Source organism: Bacillus sp. AM 13(2015) (assembly GCF_001518755.1).
GTDB lineage: Bacteria > Bacillota > Bacilli > Bacillales > Bacillaceae > Bacillus > Bacillus safensis.
Genome location: NZ_LKCP01000033.1, coordinates 1 through 19853 on the forward strand (window position 1 = coordinate 1; position 19853 = coordinate 19853).

Annotated in this window: 21 protein-coding genes and 1 pseudogene; 18 read left to right on the top strand and 4 right to left on the bottom strand. The window is 42.0% G+C overall.

What is annotated here, in order from left to right:
* The 7 genes and pseudogenes from AOQ70_RS04300 to AOQ70_RS04330 all read left to right on the top strand — a co-directional run.
* Window positions 1-424, top strand: a pseudogene (locus tag AOQ70_RS04300) (tRNA uridine-5-carboxymethylaminomethyl(34) synthesis GTPase MnmE); the annotation flags it as partial.
* A gap of 17 nt (window positions 425-441) precedes the next feature.
* Window positions 442-2328, top strand: coding sequence for a tRNA uridine-5-carboxymethylaminomethyl(34) synthesis enzyme MnmG (mnmG, locus tag AOQ70_RS04305; protein WP_039182934.1), 1887 nt, complete (start codon window positions 442-444; stop codon window positions 2326-2328).
* A gap of 13 nt (window positions 2329-2341) precedes the next feature.
* A complete protein-coding gene (gene rsmG / locus AOQ70_RS04310) occupies window positions 2342-3061 on the top strand; it encodes a 16S rRNA (guanine(527)-N(7))-methyltransferase RsmG (RefSeq protein ID WP_024424068.1) in 720 nt (239 codons plus the stop codon).
* A gap of 105 nt (window positions 3062-3166) precedes the next feature.
* Window positions 3167-4042, top strand: coding sequence for a nucleoid occlusion protein (gene noc, locus AOQ70_RS04315; RefSeq protein ID WP_041089376.1), 876 nt, complete (start codon window positions 3167-3169; stop codon window positions 4040-4042).
* A 127-nt stretch (window positions 4043-4169) separates the two neighbouring features.
* Window positions 4170-4997: an orthopoxovirus pf05708 family protein gene (locus AOQ70_RS04320; protein WP_059374975.1), complete on the top strand. Its 828-nt coding sequence runs from the start codon at window positions 4170-4172 to the stop codon at window positions 4995-4997.
* Between the two features lie 235 nt (window positions 4998-5232).
* On the top strand, window positions 5233-5994 hold the full coding sequence (gene soj, locus AOQ70_RS04325; RefSeq protein WP_008360890.1) for a sporulation initiation inhibitor protein Soj: 762 nt from the start codon (window positions 5233-5235) through the stop codon (window positions 5992-5994).
* Entirely contained in the window at window positions 5987-6841 is an 855-nt protein-coding gene (locus tag AOQ70_RS04330; protein ID WP_059374963.1) for a ParB/RepB/Spo0J family partition protein, read from the top strand. Before soj ends, AOQ70_RS04330 begins: the two co-directional genes overlap by 8 nt.
* A gap of 25 nt (window positions 6842-6866) precedes the next feature.
* On the opposite strand, the gene yyaC is transcribed toward AOQ70_RS04330, so the two are convergent.
* Window positions 6867-7493: a spore protease YyaC gene (gene yyaC, locus AOQ70_RS04335; RefSeq protein WP_058837885.1), complete on the bottom strand. Its 627-nt coding sequence runs from the start codon at window positions 7491-7493 to the stop codon at window positions 6867-6869.
* A 72-nt stretch (window positions 7494-7565) separates the two neighbouring features.
* Between yyaC and AOQ70_RS04340 the strand changes: the two genes are divergently transcribed.
* On the top strand, window positions 7566-8621 hold the full coding sequence (locus AOQ70_RS04340) for a YkvI family membrane protein (RefSeq protein ID WP_080967203.1): 1056 nt from the start codon (window positions 7566-7568) through the stop codon (window positions 8619-8621).
* Window positions 8622-8646: 25 nt separating this feature from the next.
* On the opposite strand, the gene AOQ70_RS04345 is transcribed toward AOQ70_RS04340, so the two are convergent.
* Window positions 8647-9057 (bottom strand): hypothetical protein, encoded by a 411-nt coding sequence (locus AOQ70_RS04345; RefSeq protein WP_039182926.1) that lies wholly within the window; start codon window positions 9055-9057, stop codon window positions 8647-8649.
* Between the two features lie 15 nt (window positions 9058-9072).
* A complete protein-coding gene (locus AOQ70_RS04350) occupies window positions 9073-10392 on the bottom strand; it encodes a hypothetical protein (RefSeq protein WP_059374965.1) in 1320 nt (439 codons plus the stop codon).
* Between the two features lie 294 nt (window positions 10393-10686).
* Between AOQ70_RS04350 and AOQ70_RS04355 the strand changes: the two genes are divergently transcribed.
* The 10 genes from AOQ70_RS04355 (at window position 10687) to wrbA (ending at window position 18600) form a co-directional block, all read left to right on the top strand.
* Window positions 10687-10893 (top strand): DUF951 domain-containing protein, encoded by a 207-nt coding sequence (locus tag AOQ70_RS04355; RefSeq protein ID WP_059374968.1) that lies wholly within the window; start codon window positions 10687-10689, stop codon window positions 10891-10893.
* Between the two features lie 216 nt (window positions 10894-11109).
* Window positions 11110-12210, top strand: coding sequence for a redox-regulated ATPase YchF (gene ychF, locus AOQ70_RS04360; protein ID WP_058837887.1), 1101 nt, complete (start codon window positions 11110-11112; stop codon window positions 12208-12210).
* A gap of 108 nt (window positions 12211-12318) precedes the next feature.
* Window positions 12319-12606: a 30S ribosomal protein S6 gene (gene rpsF / locus AOQ70_RS04365; RefSeq protein WP_024424058.1), complete on the top strand. Its 288-nt coding sequence runs from the start codon at window positions 12319-12321 to the stop codon at window positions 12604-12606.
* 36 nt (window positions 12607-12642) lie between these two features.
* Complete coding sequence (gene ssbA / locus AOQ70_RS04370) at window positions 12643-13185, top strand: single-stranded DNA-binding protein SsbA (RefSeq protein WP_007497456.1); 543 nt, start codon at window positions 12643-12645, stop codon at window positions 13183-13185.
* Window positions 13186-13225: 40 nt separating this feature from the next.
* Entirely contained in the window at window positions 13226-13465 is a 240-nt protein-coding gene (gene rpsR / locus AOQ70_RS04375) for a 30S ribosomal protein S18 (RefSeq protein WP_008359105.1), read from the top strand.
* 203 nt (window positions 13466-13668) lie between these two features.
* Complete coding sequence (locus tag AOQ70_RS04380; protein ID WP_059374969.1) at window positions 13669-14634, top strand: ABC transporter ATP-binding protein; 966 nt, start codon at window positions 13669-13671, stop codon at window positions 14632-14634.
* On the top strand, window positions 14627-16144 hold the full coding sequence (opuFB, locus tag AOQ70_RS04385) for an osmoprotectant update ABC transporter permease/substrate-binding subunit OpuFB (RefSeq protein ID WP_059374972.1): 1518 nt from the start codon (window positions 14627-14629) through the stop codon (window positions 16142-16144). Before AOQ70_RS04380 ends, opuFB begins: the two co-directional genes overlap by 8 nt.
* A 192-nt stretch (window positions 16145-16336) precedes the next feature.
* The gene (locus tag AOQ70_RS04390; protein ID WP_039182911.1) at window positions 16337-17308 is read left to right on the top strand and encodes a ring-cleaving dioxygenase; all 972 of its coding nucleotides are present in this window, start codon (window positions 16337-16339) and stop codon (window positions 17306-17308) included.
* Entirely contained in the window at window positions 17305-17913 is a 609-nt protein-coding gene (locus AOQ70_RS04395; RefSeq protein ID WP_039182909.1) for an alpha/beta hydrolase, read from the top strand. Before AOQ70_RS04390 ends, AOQ70_RS04395 begins: the two co-directional genes overlap by 4 nt.
* Window positions 17914-17985: 72 nt before the next feature.
* On the top strand, window positions 17986-18600 hold the full coding sequence (wrbA, locus tag AOQ70_RS04400; protein ID WP_059374976.1) for an NAD(P)H:quinone oxidoreductase: 615 nt from the start codon (window positions 17986-17988) through the stop codon (window positions 18598-18600).
* A gap of 49 nt (window positions 18601-18649) precedes the next feature.
* Here wrbA and AOQ70_RS04405 read toward each other — a convergent pair.
* The coding region (locus tag AOQ70_RS04405; protein WP_059374973.1) for a catalase at window positions 18650-19853 on the bottom strand (1204 nt) is incomplete at its 5' end.

The following is a 19853-nucleotide window of genomic DNA, read 5'->3' on the forward strand; positions in this document are numbered from 1 at the left end:
TAGTGTTGCCTTGGCAGTCTCAGGCATGGATATCATCGTGATCGTGAATAAGACAGATCTTGAGCCTAAGCTTGATATTGAAAAGGTCAAGCAGTTAGCGAAGGATCGTCCGGTGGTTACGACATCATTATTACAAGAAAAGGGGATTGATGAGCTTGAAATTGCGATTCAATCACTATTCTTCACGGGTTCAATTGAAAGTGGAGATTTAACGTATGTAAGTAACACAAGGCATATTGCGCTCCTTCAGGCAGCAAAACAATCCATTGAGGATGCTCTTGAAGGAATTGAAATGGACGTACCGATCGACATAGTTCAAATAGATTTAACACGCTGCTGGGAACAGCTGGGTGAAATTATTGGGGATGCTGTTCATGAAAGCTTGATTGATCAGTTATTCTCTCAATTCTGTTTAGGAAAGTAAAGGGAGGAACATAAGAAATGGGTTATGAAGCTGGCAATTATGACGTAATCGTCGTGGGTGCCGGTCATGCTGGAGTTGAGGCTGCTCTTGCATCTGCAAGACAGGGCGCCAAAACACTTGTATTGACTATCAACCTCGATATGGTTGCTTTTATGCCATGTAATCCGTCCGTAGGCGGCCCCGCAAAAGGGATTGTCGTCAGAGAAATTGATGCTCTAGGCGGAGAAATGGCACGAAATATAGATAAGACGCATATTCAAATGCGCATGCTGAATACGGGGAAAGGACCTGCTGTCCGTGCGTTAAGAGCGCAAGCAGATAAGTTCCAATATCAGCATGAAATGAAAAAAACAATGGAAAATGAACCAAACCTGACAATGTTGCAAGGTATGGTAGATCATTTAATTGTAGAAGATGATGAATGTAAAGGTGTTGTTACTCAAACAGGGGCGAACTATCGTGCGAAGTCTGTTGTATTAACAACAGGGACTTTCTTAAAAGGCCGCATTATTTTAGGAGACCTTTCGTATTCAAGCGGTCCAAATAACCAGCAGCCTTCCATTAAATTATCGGATCATTTAGCAGAACTAGGATTCGATTTGGTTCGCTTTAAAACAGGAACACCTCCTCGAGTGAATAGTCACTCGATTGACTATAGTAAAACAGAAATTCAACCAGGTGATGATGTCCCGCGGGCATTCTCCTATGAAACGGTTGAATATATTACTGACCAGCTGCCATGCTGGCTAACATACACGAGTTTAGAGACTCATCAAATAATTGATGAGAATCTACACCGTTCTCCAATGTATTCAGGTATGATTAAAGGAACTGGCCCTAGATACTGCCCGTCCATCGAAGATAAAGTGGTGCGTTTCAATGATAAACCGAGACATCAAATTTTCTTAGAGCCAGAAGGTCGTAATACACAGGAAGTTTATGTTCAAGGATTGTCTACAAGTCTTCCTGAGGATGTACAGCAGCGCATGCTTTCAACCATCCCAGGACTCGAGAATGTACAAATGATGAGAGCGGGTTATGCCATCGAGTATGATGCGATTGTACCTACTCAATTGTGGCCTACACTTGAGACGAAGAAAATTTCTGGATTATATACAGCCGGCCAAATTAATGGTACGTCCGGTTATGAGGAAGCAGCAGGTCAAGGGATTATGGCAGGTATTAATGCAGGAAGAAAAGCATTAGGTAAAGAAGAAGTCATTTTAAGCCGATCTGATGCATATATCGGTGTTCTCATCGATGACCTTGTCACAAAAGGAACAAATGAACCGTACCGTCTCTTGACATCACGTGCTGAGTATCGTCTACTTCTACGTCATGACAATGCTGATTTAAGATTAACTGAACTTGGGTATCAAATTGGATTAATTTCTGAAGAAAGATTCCAGTCATTCCAGCAGAAAAAAGAAGCCATCGAAGCAGAGAAAAAACGTTTATATTCTGTCATCATTAAACCAACAGCAGAGACTCAAGAATTTATTCGTTCACTCGGAGGAAGTGAGCTGAAGGACGGTATTCGTGCAAGCGATTTGATGAAGCGTCCAGAAATGAACTATGAATCTGTTGTGAAATTAGCTCCTGCTGAAACACCGCTTCCTTCTGATGTGTGTGAGCAGGTAGAGATTCAAATTAAATACGAAGGTTATATTGAAAAGTCACTCCAGCAAGTTGAAAAACTGAAAAAGATGGAGAACAAAAAGATTCCTGATCGAATTGATTATGACGCCATCAAAGGAATTGCAACTGAAGCGAAACAAAAGCTGAAAGAAGTCCGACCGCTTTCTGTTGCACAGGCTTCTCGTATTTCAGGCGTTAACCCTGCTGATATTTCTATCCTTTTAGTATATTTAGAGCAGGGGCGTATTGCGAAGATAGCAGAATAGAAAGGATGTCGGCATGAACATTGAACAATTTACAGCGGCACTAGAGGAGAAAGGGATCACTCTTTCTCCTGTGCAGCTTGAACAATTTGAAACCTACTTCCGCATGCTTGTAGAATGGAACGAGAAAATGAATTTAACGTCCATTACTGAAAAGGAAGAAGTGTATTTAAAGCATTTTTATGATTCAATATCAGCGGCATTTTTTATTGATTTTCACAAAGTGACGACGATTTGTGATATTGGAGCTGGTGCTGGTTTTCCAAGCATTCCTCTTAAAATTTGTTTCCCTCATCTACATGTGACCATTGTTGATTCTCTTCAGAAACGAATTACGTTTCTCAATGAGTTAGCAAAAGGATTAAACTTACAAGATACTACTTTTTATCATGATCGTGCGGAAACGTTTGGACAACGTAAGGAAAAGCGTGAAAGCTATGATCTTGTCACTGCTAGAGCAGTTGCACGTTTATCTGTCTTGAGCGAACTTTGTCTGCCTCTAGTGAAAAAGGAAGGATTGTTTGTTGCCTTAAAAGCATCTGCCGCTGACGAAGAAATGCAAGCAGGGAAAAAAGCCGTCACAGTCCTCGGAGGAGAGGTTGTTGAGAAGCATTCCTTTGTTCTGCCTTTAGAAGAAAGCGAACGGAACATCATTGTCATTGAAAAGAAAAAGCAAACACCAAAAAAATATCCTAGAAAACCAGGAACACCTAATAAATCACCAATAGAAGGTTGATCATGTAAAAGGTCGGTTTTTCTTCAATATTTATGATTTTACAGAAGGAAAAAACATGAGAAAATAGAATTATAAAAAGGTAGTTTTTAAAGGTGGTGTAGGTTCATGAAGCATTCACTCTCACGCTTCTTCGGGCTTGGTGACAAAGAACATCCTGAGCGTGAAACCGAAATAGAGGCAGAGATTGCTGAGCATGATACATTAAAGGAAGAGATACAGGAGCTCCCGGTCAACACAATTATGCCAAACCGTTTTCAGCCACGCACCATTTTTTCAGAAGAAAAGATACAAGAGCTGGCCACGACGATTCATACCCATGGCATTATCCAACCGATTGTTGTTAGACCAACAGAAGAAGAAGGAAAATATGAACTGATCGCCGGCGAAAGACGTTGGAGAGCGGTACAGACTCTTCAATGGGAGAAAATCCCCGCTATTATAAAAGATTTTACTGATACGGAAACGGCATCTGTGGCATTGATTGAAAATTTGCAAAGAGAAGAGCTGTCTGCTATTGAGGAGGCTCATGCTTATGCACGTCTTTTAGAGCTCCATGATTTAACACAAGAGGCGCTTGCTCAGCGTTTAGGCAAGGGACAATCAACTGTTGCAAACAAATTAAGACTTTTAAAGTTGCCTGAAGAGGTACAACAAGCCATTTTAGAGAAAAAAATCTCTGAAAGACATGCACGTTCACTTGTGCCCCTAAAGCTTCCAGAATTACAAATCGCGCTATTGCAGGAAATCATCGAAAAGCAGTTGAATGTGAAACAGACTGAAGAGCGTGTAGTGAAGATGCTTGAACAAAAAACAGATCGCAAACCGAAGCCAAAACGTAAGGCGTTTAGTCGTGATACACGAATTGCGATGAATACTATTCGTCAGTCTCTCCACATGGTGGAAGACAGCGGACTTAAGATAAATACCGAGGAAGAAGAGTTTGAGGAATATATCCAATTAACAATTCGAATCCCTAAATAGAAAAAAGCTGATGAGCGCCACTCGTCAGCTTTTTTTTGTCTTATTTCTAGCACACATTCAATATACATTATATTTATAAATTGGTAAAATATGATTTTAGAAGTGTAAAGGAGGTGACAACTACTTGATGAAAATGAAGAAGACTACTTTCGCCATTATTTGTTATTTACTATTATCTTTTTCTCTTTTTTCAAATGAAGCGACAATATACGCTGTGAAATCGCCAACGGCTCATCATGCGGATGAAAGTTTGATGACCAACGAAGAATTGAACGTTCTGAAGGAGCAAGGTGCAGTTTCTAAAGATGTGACTGTACAGCAATTCAATCAAGACTATGCGTCTTCCGACGATTCGATCGACTTGATTACAGCTGACGATGATTTGAAGAACTATGGATTACGACAAAATAAGCAGGATGAGCTGGTGACAGATGAAAAGCCGCACACTCTCAAGCTCCTCTTAGGAAAGCCGTATCCTGGTACCGATATTATCCCTAAAAGAGGAGATATTTTGGTGACAACCACTGATGCTGTGAAGGGGTTGGTTGGACATGCAGGTATCGTCATTAATGAGAAAAGCTATGCTTCTATTCCAGGGTTACGGCAGCATCCGCAACTAGATTCCATTCATAACTGGTTTCGCTATAGTGCCAATACAAAGGTAATTCGGATTAATCAAGAGGAAAAGGCAGATTTAGCAGGAGAATGGGCACACGATTATGTGAAAGGTCATCCGAAGGCTCGCTACTCGATCACCATGTCCATTCAATCACTGGATCCGACTTATTGTTCAAAGATTGTGTGGCAGGCCTATGGCAAAACAGGGGACGCATTGGGACATGCGGCCTTTACCATTAAGACACCCTACGGATTTTTAAAAAAGAAAAGCTATAAAACAGTAACTCCTAAGGTCATTGTGAGTGAAGGCCGTAAAATAGGTGAATTAAACTTTTGACATGTGACCCTCACTTTTGATGAAAGTGAGGGTTTTGAGCATGTCTATTTCTTGAAAAAGCTATATCAATATACTTTTCGGGTGTGTTTTCATTCATCCTTTTATGTACGAAAAGGCACATTCACCGACGAATTTATAATAGGGAAACAAAAAAAGCAAACGTTTCATACTTTTTTTGATAGAATAGGAAGTATGAATGAATGAGAAACTTGTTAAGTTGAAAGTGGGTGACATCGTGGGAAAAATCATAGCGATTACCAACCAGAAGGGCGGCGTCGGGAAGACGACAACTTCTGTTAATTTGGGTGCGTGTTTAGCATACATAGGCAAACGAGTGTTGTTAGTTGATATTGATCCGCAGGGCAATGCCACGAGTGGTATTGGGATTGAGAAGGCCGACGTAGAGAAGTGTGTGTACGATATTTTAGTTGATGATGCAGATGTTCTTGATGTGATTAAGACGACAGAGGTCGAGAATCTTGATGTCATTCCTGCGACGATACAGCTTGCAGGGGCTGAAATAGAGCTTGTGCCTACAATCTCACGTGAAGTGAGGCTGAAGAGAGCACTTGAATCTGTTAAGCAGAATTATGATTATATGATTATTGACTGCCCGCCATCACTTGGACTACTGACGATTAATGCGTTAACTGCCTCTGATTCCGTTTTAATACCAGTTCAGTGCGAATATTATGCGCTTGAAGGATTGAGCCAATTGTTAAACACAGTTCGTCTCGTGCAGAAACATTTAAATACCGATCTAGCCATTGAAGGTGTCTTACTGACAATGCTTGATGCCAGAACAAATCTTGGGATTCAGGTTATTGAAGAAGTGAAGAAGTACTTTAGAGATAAAGTCTATCAAACCGTGATTCCTAGAAATGTGAGACTGAGTGAAGCGCCAAGTCATGGAAAGCCGATTATCTTGTATGATCCACGTTCAAGAGGTGCAGATGTCTATTTAGACTTAGCAAAGGAAGTGGATGCGAATGGCTAAAGGTCTTGGAAAGGGTATTAATGCACTATTTAACAACGTAGACTCAAATGAAGAAACGGTTGAAGAAATCAAACTAAAGGATTTGCGCCCGAATCCGTATCAGCCAAGGAAAACGTTTGATGATGATGCGTTGTCTAATCTGAAAGAATCGATTCAGCAGCACGGTGTTTTACAGCCAATCATTGTTCGTAAATCGATTAAAGGATATGACATTGTAGCAGGGGAGCGCCGTTTTCGCGCGGCACAACAAGCTGGTCTGACAACAATTCCTGCGATCGTTCGAGAGTTTTCAGAAACGCTGATGAGAGAAATTGCCCTTTTAGAAAACCTGCAGCGCGAGGATCTATCTCCACTAGAGGAAGCCGAAGCGTATGCTTCCTTGCTGGATCATCTAAGTGTGACGCAAGAGGAATTAGCGAAGCGATTAGGGAAAAGCAGACCGCATATTGCGAACCATCTCCGTCTGTTGACTTTACCGGATGACATACAAAAGCTGATTGAAAATGGAACGTTATCAATGGGACATGGCCGGACATTGCTTAGCTTAAAAAACAAAAATAAGCTGGCGCCTTTAGTAAAGAAAATCGTGGATGAGGGATTAAACGTACGCCAGGTTGAGAAACTTGTGCAGCAGTTAAACGAAAATGTTCCACGTGAAACAAAGAAAAAAGAAGCACCAAAGGATCGAGTGTTGAAAGAAAGAGAGTCTTTCTTACAAAACTACTTTGGTACTTCCGTGACGATCAAGAAACAAAAGAAAAAAGGGAAAATTGAGATTGAATTTCTCTCCAATGAAGATTTAGAAAGAATCCTTGAATTGCTTTCTACGAGGGAATCATCAGAGTGACCATCTTGATACAGGATGGTCTTTTTTATATTCGCCCAGTGATATTTTGAATAGGTGTGAAGAGAGACCTGCTTTTTTCTCTCGTCCAATCCATTTGGTCAATGTGAGATAGACTTTCAGAAAGTGTATTGGCCATAGACATGACAAGATGAAGACGTGTGTTTTGGAGAACGAAGTATTCCATGAAACCACTCACATTGACGATTCCATTAATATGAATATCTCCTACCTCTGGCAGTTCTTTTTGCACACCAGCCCCGGGCTTTAACGGTCCATCTCCAATTTGGAAGGAACCGACACTTTTCACTCTTCCTAAGCAGGCATCAACCGCTACAATAAACGGGTGTTTATGAGCTTGTTCAATTTCAGCGAGTTTTTCTTTTAAATTGACTGCATGCACTGGATCAGAGAGTGTTCCATATACATGAAGCTTTTTCAAATTCAGACCTGAAAGCTTTGTACCAACAAGTGGACCTAGAGAGTCGCCAGTTGAGCGGTCTGTTCCAATACAAACGATGGCAACGGGTCTTTTTCCTGCTTTCTGAAGATGCGAGAATAAAATACTTTTAAGCTGTTGAATGGCATTTGTATCCGTATGGGACACGTATTCTTTCACCCTATTTCTAAAAAAAAGACCGTTCTTGCTATTCATAGGTCTCACTTCCTTGTCATAGTAGTTAGTAACAGTATACGGAAACAAGCTTAATTCTATACCTATGAGGTGATGATTGTGTGGAAGGCTGGTTCAAGGTGGACGCTTTTAATTTTAGGAAGCTTAATAGGAGCGGGATATGCTTCCGGTCAGGAAATTTGGCAGTTTTTTGGCATTGATAGCGGACTAGCCATTCTACTGTTTACATTGATGTTTATGCTGTCTACCTATGTGGTGTTAAAAATCAGTTATGAGGTGCGTGCCGATCACTTTGTGCCAGTGCTGGAGCGGCTTGTCGGTCCATGGCTGGCTAAGGTGTATGACGTGTTAATTGTTCTTTATTTATTCACGACAACGACGGTCATGATTGCCGGCGGCGGGGTGACTCTTGAGATGTATCATGTGCCTTTTTGGATTGGCATCGGCGCGTTCTGTTTGTTTTCGTTTATGATTTTTTTCTGGGATGTGAAAGGGCTTTTATCTGTGAATGCTTTCATTATACCAATTTTGGTGGCAGGGCTCATCTATGCGTTTGTTTTTTATTATATGAACCATGATCATATGTGGCGGATTGATTTTGGACAGCAGTACAATTGGCCTGCCAGCATTGTCTTTGCTTCTTTGAATATATTATCCGTTGTGGCAGTGCTGTCTTCGGTTGGGAAAGAAATGAAGGGGCTTGGGGAAGCCAAAGTGGCGAGTATATTAAGCGGTCTCATTTTTGGTGTCATCTCGTATGTGTATAACGAAATACTAGTTGATATTTCTGGAAGCCTTTCAGCAGAGGGAATTCCTTTGTTTACAGTATTAGAAGGGGCGCCGGCGTCTTTGTTTGTGTTTATGACGGTTGTCCTTTGTCTAGCCATTTATACGACGACGGCAGCAGGTTTATTTGGATTATCCAGCCGGATGCTTTCTTTTGTACGAATGCCCCGCTGGCTGGTTGTATTGGTAATGCTTCTTTTGATGGCACCTTTAACATCTCTTGGCTTTGCTGATTTGATTGCTTTCTTGTATCCAATTTATAGTTTGTTGAATCTTTATTTGCTCGTCTGTTTAATGCTGTATCCGATTTTAAGTAAAAAGATATTTTCTCGCCCTAAAAATTATATTGATAAAATAAAATAAGCACCTCTCTTTTTAAGAGCTGTGCTTATTTGATCTGAATTGAATCAATAGCTTCTTTGATGTCATCGTAGACAGGCATTTGTTTAAGACGCTGGAGGCGATCCTCTAATTCAGAAATGGCCTGTCCCTTTAAATGCTGGGAAATGTGTTGTTTGACAATGGTCGTCTGGTTTATCATGTCTTCTGTTTTAGCCAACTGATACTCCAAGTGCACGCGTGTATTTGCTAATTCGTCGTGCAGCCGCATTTTGAGCAGCCGTTTTAAATCCTTACGCTGTCCTTCTCTGCGCATGGCCTGAATGGCGGCAATTTCTTCAGGAGACTGTGTTTGTGTGTGTGGTGCCGATTGATTTTCAAATACAGACATGGAGCGGCGGGCACTCACATTTTGCAAGAAACGCTGGGCGTCACTAGGAGGTTTATTTTGATTGATCATGCGATGACTCCTTTCTTAATGAATACCCATTTGCACCGCAAGGCGTCTATCTGCCTTGGCGTAGTCATCACCCATTGTGTACATATGTCTTGAAAGGGTAGAAAGCTCTTGTTCGTAATCTCTCAGGGTGTACAAGGCATTCAGTTGTTTTTCGTGTGAATAAAAGGAGGAATGGGTCTGTTCCATTCTCACTTCCTCTACGAGTGCTTCCACATCACTATGACTTAATAAATCATAGTGGCCAAAGCCGACGAGTCCTTTGAGCTCTTGTTTTACATGATGAACGGCGTCTTTTACGCTTTCATCAATTCCATCGATTTTTTCAAATACAGTGTGTACTTCATGTTCAATAATACTTTGCAGATCATAGGATGAATTTTTCAGTAAATGGGATTTTATGATAATTTCAAGCCCGCTTTGTGCATATGCACGTCCAGAATGAATTTCTTGCAGCAGCATGGCTGTAAAACTTGTATTATGATCAAGCTGTTCATCTAAAATACGGGCAGATCCATTCGGATGGAATGAATATCCATTTGCTTTAAATTCTCCTGAAACGAGAGCTAAAAAAGCATTTGTATCAAAGGATTCGTTCCATTCTATATTCATAGATGCAAAGGCTGATTTTAAAAAGGTGTCTATTTCTCTTTTTTTGTATTTAACGGATTCTTGGACTGAGCCTTGCTGCTTTGGCGGTACGGTGTACTTGACTTGTCCAACCCCTTGATCATGACGATTGAGTAAACCGACGTAATGACTAGGCTGAATATATTCAGTCAACATGTGTGTATATTGACCTTGCTGCGCCTTTTGCTGAATCGAAGGCGATAGACTGCTCCATATATTTGGGCTGTCAAAGGTGACGGCTTTTTTGACAGCTGGCTGTTCTGTTGCAACATAAGCACAAACAGCACCGGCAAGTGCTTGTCCAGTGAGATGGATACCTGCATTCGGATGCTTCTGACAGACTTTCTCTATGTATTCCTTCCCTTTAAAAAAGACATGTTCTTGATTGCTGTCAAGGGACTTTCTTTCAATTGGATAGGCATAATCTGTTTTGAGCAATGACTGTGCAGCGTTGTGTACATCTTGCTTAGATGTCACCGTCATTTGATGTGGCAGCGGACAGTGAAAAGCGACGATGAGTTCGTCTGATTGTTCCGGCTGCATCGTTAAACCATATAATTTTTGATCGATTTTTAGAAAATCGTGGACAGTGAGTGTTTGCTGACCTATTTCTATCGTATGGTGCTGCTGGTAATTGTCGATATTTCCAGCATGATCGGATATGATTTTATATTCTTTATCAGTTAATCTATCCTTTCGATTGACCATCGTACCTGCTCCCTCACATAACATTTATGCAGATATCATAAATCAAAAAATATGGAAAAACCACCGCGTTCTACCAATAAAAACCTTTTGACCTACAGTGTTTGTGACAATATTGAAAAAAAGCGGAGTTTAAGTAACTATTGGTCACAAATAAAATGATCTAAAAGAAGGGTTTTTTCTTTAAAAAAGAATAGGATGAACGATTGAAAGAGACTCTTTGTTTTGTGCATTGCCCTACATCGCCGTTTTTTTGTACAATAGATGCAATGAAGTGAGCAAGAGAGGTGAAGCCTGATGGCAGACAAAGCGTTTGGGTTACATGATGTTGTTGAAATGAAAAAGCCCCATCCATGTGGTGCCAATCGGTGGAAGGTCATTCGTTTGGGCATGGATATCCGTATTAAATGTGAAGGCTGTGGACACAGCGTGATGATCCCAAGAAGAGATTTTGAACGAAAAATGAAGAAAATTCTCGTCAAGCATGAGGAGCCAACTGTTTAAGTAGGCCTCATGCTTTTTTTATTAAATTTGTCTTTTCTACAGCAAAGCCAGGTGCAATTTTCCGTTTTGAAGCATTGATTTATTCTTTTTGACGATGTTTCTTCTATTGAAAATGCATGATGGTTAGCTTGTCTTTTCATGTAAACCTACTTATAATTGCTCTAGGTTCATATTACGCAGTATAACGAGCACGTTTGATATAGAGGAGATGAAAGAATGGCTTTAACAGCTGGTATTGTTGGCTTACCTAACGTCGGGAAGTCAACGCTATTTAATGCAATTACACAGGCTGGAGCGGAGTCTGCTAACTATCCGTTTTGTACCATTGATCCAAACGTCGGAATTGTAGAAGTTCCAGACGAGCGTTTACAAAAGCTAACAGAATTGGTGCAGCCGAAAAAGACAGTTCCCACTGCTTTCGAATTCACTGATATTGCGGGTATTGTCAAAGGTGCATCTAAAGGTGAAGGTTTAGGGAATAAATTCCTTTCTCATATTCGTCAAGTAGATGCGATTTGTCACGTGGTCAGAGCTTTTGCAGACGATAACATTACACACGTAGCTGGTAAGGTTGATCCTGTTGCAGATATTGAAACGATTAATCTCGAATTGATTTTGGCTGATTTAGAAACAGTTGAAAAGCGTTTAGCTCGTGTGAGCAAGCTTGCAAAACAAAAGGACAAGGAAGCGGTAGCTGAATTTGAGATTTTGTCGAAGCTAATGACCGCGTTTGAAGCTGGGAAATCGGCAAGATCTGTAGAATTTACAGATGAGCAGCAAAAGCTTGTGAAACAGCTTCATTTACTCACATCTAAACCAGTTCTTTATGTAGCAAACGTGAGTGAGGATGAAGTAGCGGATCATGACGGCAACGAATATGTGCAGCAAATCCGTGAGTTTGCTTCTGGTGAAAACGCTGAAGTCATCGTCGTTTGTGCGAAGATCGAGTCTGAAATTGCAGAGCTTGAAGGAGAAGAGAAGCAAATGTTCCTTGAAGAGCTTGGTATTAATGAGTCTGGGCTTGATCAGCTAATTAGAGCATCTTATTCTCTTCTAGGATTAGCTACGTATTTCACAGCAGGTGAGCAAGAGGTACGTGCTTGGACATTTAAAAAAGGAATGAAAGCGCCAGAATGTGCTGGAATCATCCACACAGACTTCGAGCGTGGATTTATTCGTGCTGAAACGGTTGCGTATGAGGATTTACTAGCTGGCGGAAGCATGTCTGCTGCTAAAGAAGCAGGGAAAGTTCGTCTAGAAGGTAAAGAATATGTAGTGAAAGATGGAGACGTCATTCATTTCCGTTTTAACGTATAGGTTCTTGTCATAGGCCAAGTGATTTGTTATAATATACAATTGTGAGTAATATAATTTATTGCTCCTTGCCCGTTTAGGGCCGCTTAGACCAAAAGGAGGTGCAATCAGATGAGAAAGTACGAAGTTATGTACATCATCCGCCCAACAGTTGACGATGAGGCTAAAAAAGCAGTTATCGAGCGTTTCAATAACGTGTTAACTTCTAACGGTGCGGAGATCACTGGAACAAAGGATTGGGGTAAACGTCGTCTTGCATACGAAATCAACGATTTCCGTGACGGTTTCTACCAAATCGTAAACGTTCAATCTGACGCTGCAGCAGTTCAAGAATTTGACCGCTTAGCTAAGATCAGTGACGATATCATTCGCCACATTGTTGTTAAAGAAGAAGTATAAATCATTGAAATATATATTTAAAGGTGGTCTTTCAATATGCTAAACCGTGTTGTATTGGTCGGAAGACTAACAAAAGACCCTGAGCTTCGCTACACGCCTAATGGTGCGGCTGTAGCCACGTTTACTCTAGCTGTGAATCGTACGTTTACGAATCAATCTGGAGAGCGTGAAGCCGATTTCATTAACTGTGTTACTTGGAGAAGACAAGCCGAGAACGTGGCTAATTTCTTGAAAAAAGGAAGTCTTGCCGGTGTAGACGGTCGTTTGCAGACAAGAAACTATGAAAATCAGCAAGGACAGCGTGTCTTCGTGACAGAAGTTCAAGCTGAAAGTGTTCAATTTCTTGAGCCTAAGAGCGGCGGTGCTGGTTCAGGTGGATACAGCGGCGGTGGCAATAGCGGAGGCCAGTATTATGGCGGCAGCCAAAACGATCAGAATCCATTTGGAAATGAACCAAGTCAAAATCCATATGGCAATCAAAACAACCAAAATCGTAATCAGGGAAATAGCTTCAATGATGACCCATTTGCGAACGATGGTAAACCGATTGACATCTCCGATGATGATTTGCCATTCTAATTGATCTGAAAAAATGACTAAAGGAAAGGTGTGAAAACAAATGGCAGGTGGACGCAGAGGCGGTCGTGCGAAACGTCGTAAAGTATGTTTCTTTACTTCTAACGGTATCACGCACATCGATTACAAAGATGTTGATCTTCTTAGAAAGTTTGTTTCTGAGCGTGGTAAAATTTTACCTCGTCGTGTAACAGGAACTAGCGCTAAGTATCAACGTAAATTGACATTAGCGATCAAAAGATCACGTCAAATGGCATTACTTCCATACGTTACTGGTGAGTAAGTCGTTGACTTAAAAAGCGGAGAGCCCCGAGCTCTTCGCTTTTTTTATTTGTCTCACTAAGAATCTCATCTATTTTTGCTAGAACTGTTTTTGGCAGTCAACCGAGGGGAAGTATGTAAAAGTGACAGTTTATTCTATACAAATATGAGGTTGATCTGTCATATTGGTAGTCTAGAAAATAATTGCAGTCAGGGCGTGGGAAGATGATTGAATTTAAAAAGGTATCGATGCAATTTTCTGATGAGCGCTATGCCGTTCAATCTGTTGATTTGAAGATTCAGCAAGGTGAGTTTTTTGTATTGATTGGACCTAGTGGCAGCGGGAAAACGACGACATTGAAAATGATCAATCGTCTCATTTCTTCAACAGAAGGTGAGATTTACATAAAAGGTCAAAAAATAAGTGATTATGATATGTATGAGCTGCGCTGGGATATCGGTTATGTTTTGCAGCAAATTGCGCTTTTTCCTCATATGACCATAGAAGAAAATATTGCTGTGGTGCCAGAGCTTAAACAATGGAGCCGGAATGAGACCAATCAGCGTGTCGATGAACTCATGTTGATGGTCGGGCTTGATCCTGCTATGTATCGTCATCGAAAGCCAGCAGAGCTTTCTGGTGGGCAGCAGCAGCGTGTCGGTGTGGCACGTGCACTTGCAGCTGATCCTGAGATTGTCCTGATGGATGAACCTTTTAGTGCGTTAGATCCACTAACGAGGGAGAAATTGCAGGATGATCTGCTTGATTTGCAGCGCCGTATTCAAAAAACCATTGTTTTTGTGACGCATGATATGCAGGAAGCTATGAAGCTGGGTGATCGAATTTGTGTGATGAATGAAGGAAAAGTAGTGCAGATCGGACGTCCTGAGGAATTGGTTCAGCAACCAGCCAATGCCTTTGTACAGGAGTTTGTCTCAGGGGCTGCCCATCATGTAGGACATCAAGCATTTGAGCTGGAAACCTTGGCGCAACCGATGACTCACGAAGCTCTTTTATCCTATGAGGCGGTCTCAGCACATGCCACACTGGATGAAGTCTTATCTCAATTGGCAAGGCACGAGGAATTGGCTGTTGAAAAGAATGGAGATCGGATAGGACTAGTGAACCGTCAAGCAGTGATTCAGTTTTTAGCTGATTCTCCTAGAGAGAGGGGCGATTCACATGAATGATTGGACTCGTGTGTTATGGGAACGAAAAGAACAATTGGGACACGCCTTACTTGAGCATATTCAAATTTCTTTTATTGCTTTATTTTTGGCGATTTTGATTGCCATTCCATTAGGTATCTATTTAACGAGGGTTCCAAAGCTAGCGGAGTGGGTCATCGGGGTGACGGCTGTCTTGCAAACAATTCCGTCGCTCGCACTGCTTGGCTTGCTGATTCCTCTCGTGGGGATTGGGCAAGTGCCTGCCATTATTGCGCTTGTGGTCTATGCCTTACTCCCTATTTTAAGAAATACATATACAGGCATTCAGGAGGTTGATCCTTCCCTGAGAGAAGCGGCGCTTGCTATGGGGATGAATCATCGCAAACGGTTATTAAAGGTGGAGCTCCCTCTTGCGATGCCAGTGATCATGGCGGGTATCCGAACCGGGATGGTTCTCATTGTGGGAACGGCCACTCTGGCCGCACTGATCGGGGCTGGGGGATTAGGAAGCTTAATCCTGCTGGGAATTGATCGAAATGATATGTCGCTCATTGTCATTGGTGCGATACCAGCTGCTTTACTCGCACTCTTATTTGATGTGGTGCTGCGAACCTTTGAGAAGATTTCCTTTAAAAAGACGGTGATCTCTGTGACTGTTTTTGCTCTGATTGCTGGAGCAGTTGTCGCTTCCCCCGTGCTGTTTCAGCAAGAAAAGAAAGAAATCACCATTGGCGGAAAGTTAGGTTCAGAGCCTGAGATTTTGATCTCGATGTATAAGCTTTTAATTGAACAGGATACAGATATTCAAGTGAACCTGAAGCCTGGTCTTGGTAAGACGTCCTTTGTTTTTCAGGCTTTACGCTCTGGTGATATCGACATTTATCCTGAGTTTACGGGTACAGCGATTTCTGAATTCCTCAAGGAAACAGCAAAAAGCACAGATAAAGTAAAAGTGTATGAGCAAGCTCGGCGTGGATTGGAATCATCCTTTCAGCTCCGCCTTCTTGAGCCCATGGCATACAACAATACGTATGCTTTAGCCGTGCCGCAGTCACTGGCTGATCAATATAAGGTGTCCAACATTTCAGATCTAGGTAAGATCAAAAACCGTATAAAAGCTGGATTCACCTTAGAGTTTTCTGATCGTCAGGATGGGTATCGAGGCATTCAAAAAGCCTATCAATTTTCCTTTGATGATGTCGTGACGATGGAGCCAAAGCTTCGTTATCGAGCGATTCGGAAAGGAGATATCAATTTGGTCGATGCGTATTCGACAGATAGTGAATTGAGACAATACAAATTAAAGGTGCTTGATGATGATCAGCATGTTTTCCCGCCATATCAAGGAGCACCGCTGCTCAGGCAGGAGACATTAACTGAATTCCCTGAGATTGAGACCTCTCTCAATAAACTTGCGGGGCAAATCACAGACGATGAGATGAGAGAAATGAATTATGAAGTCAATGTGAAGGGGAAGGATGCATTTCAGGTAGCGAAAGCCTATTTAAAAAAGAAAAAATTACTGAAATAATCAAGGAAAAACAGGGCTGTTTATGGCAAAGCAGCTCTGCTTTTTTAAAAGAAAAAACAAAAATCATTGACATTTACTTAAAAACATAATATCCTTAATTCGAGATAAATATATTTTTTTGATCTAATATCTCGAATTCGAGATAATATAAAGACGTCAGTAAAGACATAATGAATAGAGGTTTATTACTTCATGATTAGGAGGTCATTAGAAGTGAAAAAAACAGAAGGAATTCATCATATTACAGCTATTGTAGGTCACCCTCAGGAGAACGTTGATTTTTATGCAGGTGTTTTAGGGCTTCGTCTCGTGAAGAAGACCGTGAATTTTGATGATCCAGGCACATACCATTTATATTTCGGAAATGAAGGCGGATCTCCAGGGACCATTATTACATTTTTCCCTTGGCCGGGAGCACAAAAAGGTCAAATTGGTGCAGGGCAAGTGGGCGTGACGACATATGTCGTACCGACAGGCGCTTTCTCTTTTTGGAAGGATCGTCTTGAGCAGTTTAATGTTTCTTATGAAATGGTTGAACGTTTTGGTGAAGCTTTTCTCTCATTTGAAGATCCACATGGCTTATTGATTGAGCTAGTAGAGCGTGCGGAAGGAAAGCAAAACGAGTGGACATTTAACGGTGTCACACCAGATGTAGCGATTAAAGGTTTTGGCGGAGCTGTTTTATTAACTTCGCAGCCGGAACAAACGATGCAGCTGCTAGAGCAAACGATGGGACTTGAAAGAGTCGGAGCAGAAGGAGACTATGTGAGATTCCGTTCGTTTGGCGAAATAGGCAATGTCATTGATGTGAACATCACACCTGTTCCACGAGGACGTATGGGTGTTGGAGTTGTGCACCATATTGCATGGAGAGCAACAGATGATCAAGACCAATTAGATTGGCAAAGACATATTGCACAAAGCGGGTATCAAGTGACACCTGTGCAAGACCGAAATTACTTCAATGCCATTTATTTTAGAGAACTTGGGGGCATATTATTTGAGATTGCCACTGATCCTCCAGGGTTTGCACATGACGAATCAGTTGAAACAATGGGTGAAGCATTGAAACTGCCACCGCAATATGAGGCGCAGCGCAGTCAGATTGAACAAATTGTACTGCCAATTGAAGTGAGAGAAGTTAAAGGGAAAGGAGATTCATGATGAAGCATCTTTTTCGAAAAGGAAAGAATGAACAAAGACCTGTTCTGCTATTACTGCATGGAACTGGCGGGACGGAAGAAGATTTATTGCCGCTTGCACAGATAGTAGATCCTGACGCATCTGTTCTTAGTGTGAGAGGGAATGTATTAGAAAACGGCATGCCGCGGTTTTTCAGACGTTTGGCAGAGGGCGTATTTGATGAGCAGGATTTGATTGCTCGTACAGAGGAGCTGTATACATTTATCGGAGAAGCAGCCGATGAATATGGGTTTGATCGTCACAATGTGGTGGCTATCGGATATTCCAATGGGGCAAACATTGCTGGAAGCTTGTTATTCCATTATGGGGATGCTTTAAAAGGAGCCATCCTGCATCATCCAATGGTTCCAAGACGCGGGGTTTCATTGCCTTCATTAGCGGGGAAACAAGTCTTTATAGCAGCTGGTGAAAATGACCCAATGTGCCGTCCAGAGGAATCGCAGGAGCTGGAGCAATTGCTGCAGGGTGCAGGCGCATCGGTTACACTTCATTGGGAAAATCGCGGACATCAGTTAACGAGAGAAGAAGTCGATGCTGCGGCTTTATGGTATCGTCGTCAATTTTAAATAAGGTGGGGAATACAGGTGGGATTTTTACAGAAGCTTTTTGGGCAAAACAAACAAAAGGAGATGGATCAAATGGAAAACGTAAAATTAGCGATTATTTATTATAGTTCAACAGGTACAAACTATCAGATGGCGAAATGGGCTGAAGCTGGAGCAAAAGAAGCAGGCGCAGAAGTTAAAGTATTAAAGGTTGCTGAATTGGCACCAGAAGCAGTTGTAGCTTCAAATCCAGCATGGAAAGCACATTTAGACGAAACAAAGGATTTGCCAGAGGTTCAATTAAGTGATTTAGAGTGGGCAGATGCCATTATCTTTAGCATGCCGACACGTTTCGGTAACCTGCCAGCTCAAATGAAGCAGTTCTTAGATACGACAGGCGGCTTGTGGTTCCAAGGTAAATTGGCAAACAAAGCAGTCAGTGCGATGACTTCAGCTCAAAATGCAAATGGCGGACAGGAGCAGACGGTTCTCAGCCTTTATACGACAATGTTCCACTGGGGAGCAATTATTGCCGCTCCAGGATACACAGATGATTCCTTATACGGTGCAGGGGGCAACCCTTACGGTGTGAGTGTGACTGTTGACCAAAATGGAAAAATCCAAGAGGATGCAGAAGCAGCTGTGAAACATCAGGCAAAACGTACAGTGAATGTGGCAGAATGGATCAAAAAAGGTCAAAACGCTTAATAGATGTATACAAAAAGAATGCAGCCTCGCCGCTGCATTCTTTTTTTCATTAATAAGGATCTGATGGTGTGCTGTTGTTGATGGCTTCGTCCACGGCTTGAGCAGCGCCGGTAGAGCCGATAGGTCCGCTTGGCTGCTCTTGTTTAAAGGCTTTTAAACCGTCAGCGACACGCTTTCCGTAATCAGGGTCTGCTTTTGTAAAGTTTTCGATCATTTGGTCTTGAATGTCCTTTTGACATGTCGCAAGGGTGTTGACTAAGTTCTTAATCAGTTCCTCTCGCTCCCAATCATTAAAACGGCGATATGTTTCTCCCGCTTGTCCGAAGTTGTTTGGGCGGTCAATGGCTTCTCGTTTGACTTCACCCTCTACAAAAGGGGTATGATCCTTTCCGTCCTGTTTGGCTTCTTTTAATCCCCCGAGGATCGATGGTTCATAATTCACATGGGGATTTTGCCCTTTGCCTTGATCGACATGGTACTCCATTTGGCCGTCTCTCTGATTGGTGGCGACATGCTTTTTCGGTGCATTGATCGGCAGCTGTAAATAGTTTGGTCCTACACGATATCGCTGCGTGTCAGAGTAGGAGAAGGTACGGCCTTGAAGCAATTTATCATCTGAGAAATCCAAACCATCTACGAGTACACCAGTCCCAAAGGCAACCTGCTCGACTTCTGCGAAATAGTTTTCAGGATTTTTGTTTAATACCATCCGTCCGATTGGTTTCCATGGATAGTCATCCTTGTACCAAAGCTTTGTCGGATCAAGCGGATCAAAGTCGAGGTGAGGGTGGGCATCATCTTCCATGATCTGTGCATATACCTCCCATTCAGGATAATCTCCTTGCTCAATGGCTTCATATAAATCCTGTGTGGCATGGTTAAAATTTTCTCCCTGAATCGCTTGCGCCTGTTCTTGGGTCAGATTGCGAATGCCTTGTTTCGGTTCAAAATGATATTTAACCAGCACCGCTTTTCCTTCATGATTCACCCATTTGTACGCATGGACACCTGAGCCTTGCATATGCCGGTATGTTGCTGGGATGCCCCACGGTGAAAAGAGAAATGTCACCATATGCGTCGCTTCAGGTGATTGTGAGACAAAATCAAAGATACGCTCGCCGTCCTGACGATTGGTGACGGGGTCTGGCTTAAAGGCATGAACCAAATCAGGGAATTTTAAAGCATCTCGGATAAAGAAAATTTTCAGGTTGTTCCCCACGAGATCCCAGTTGCCTTCCTCTGTATAAAATTTA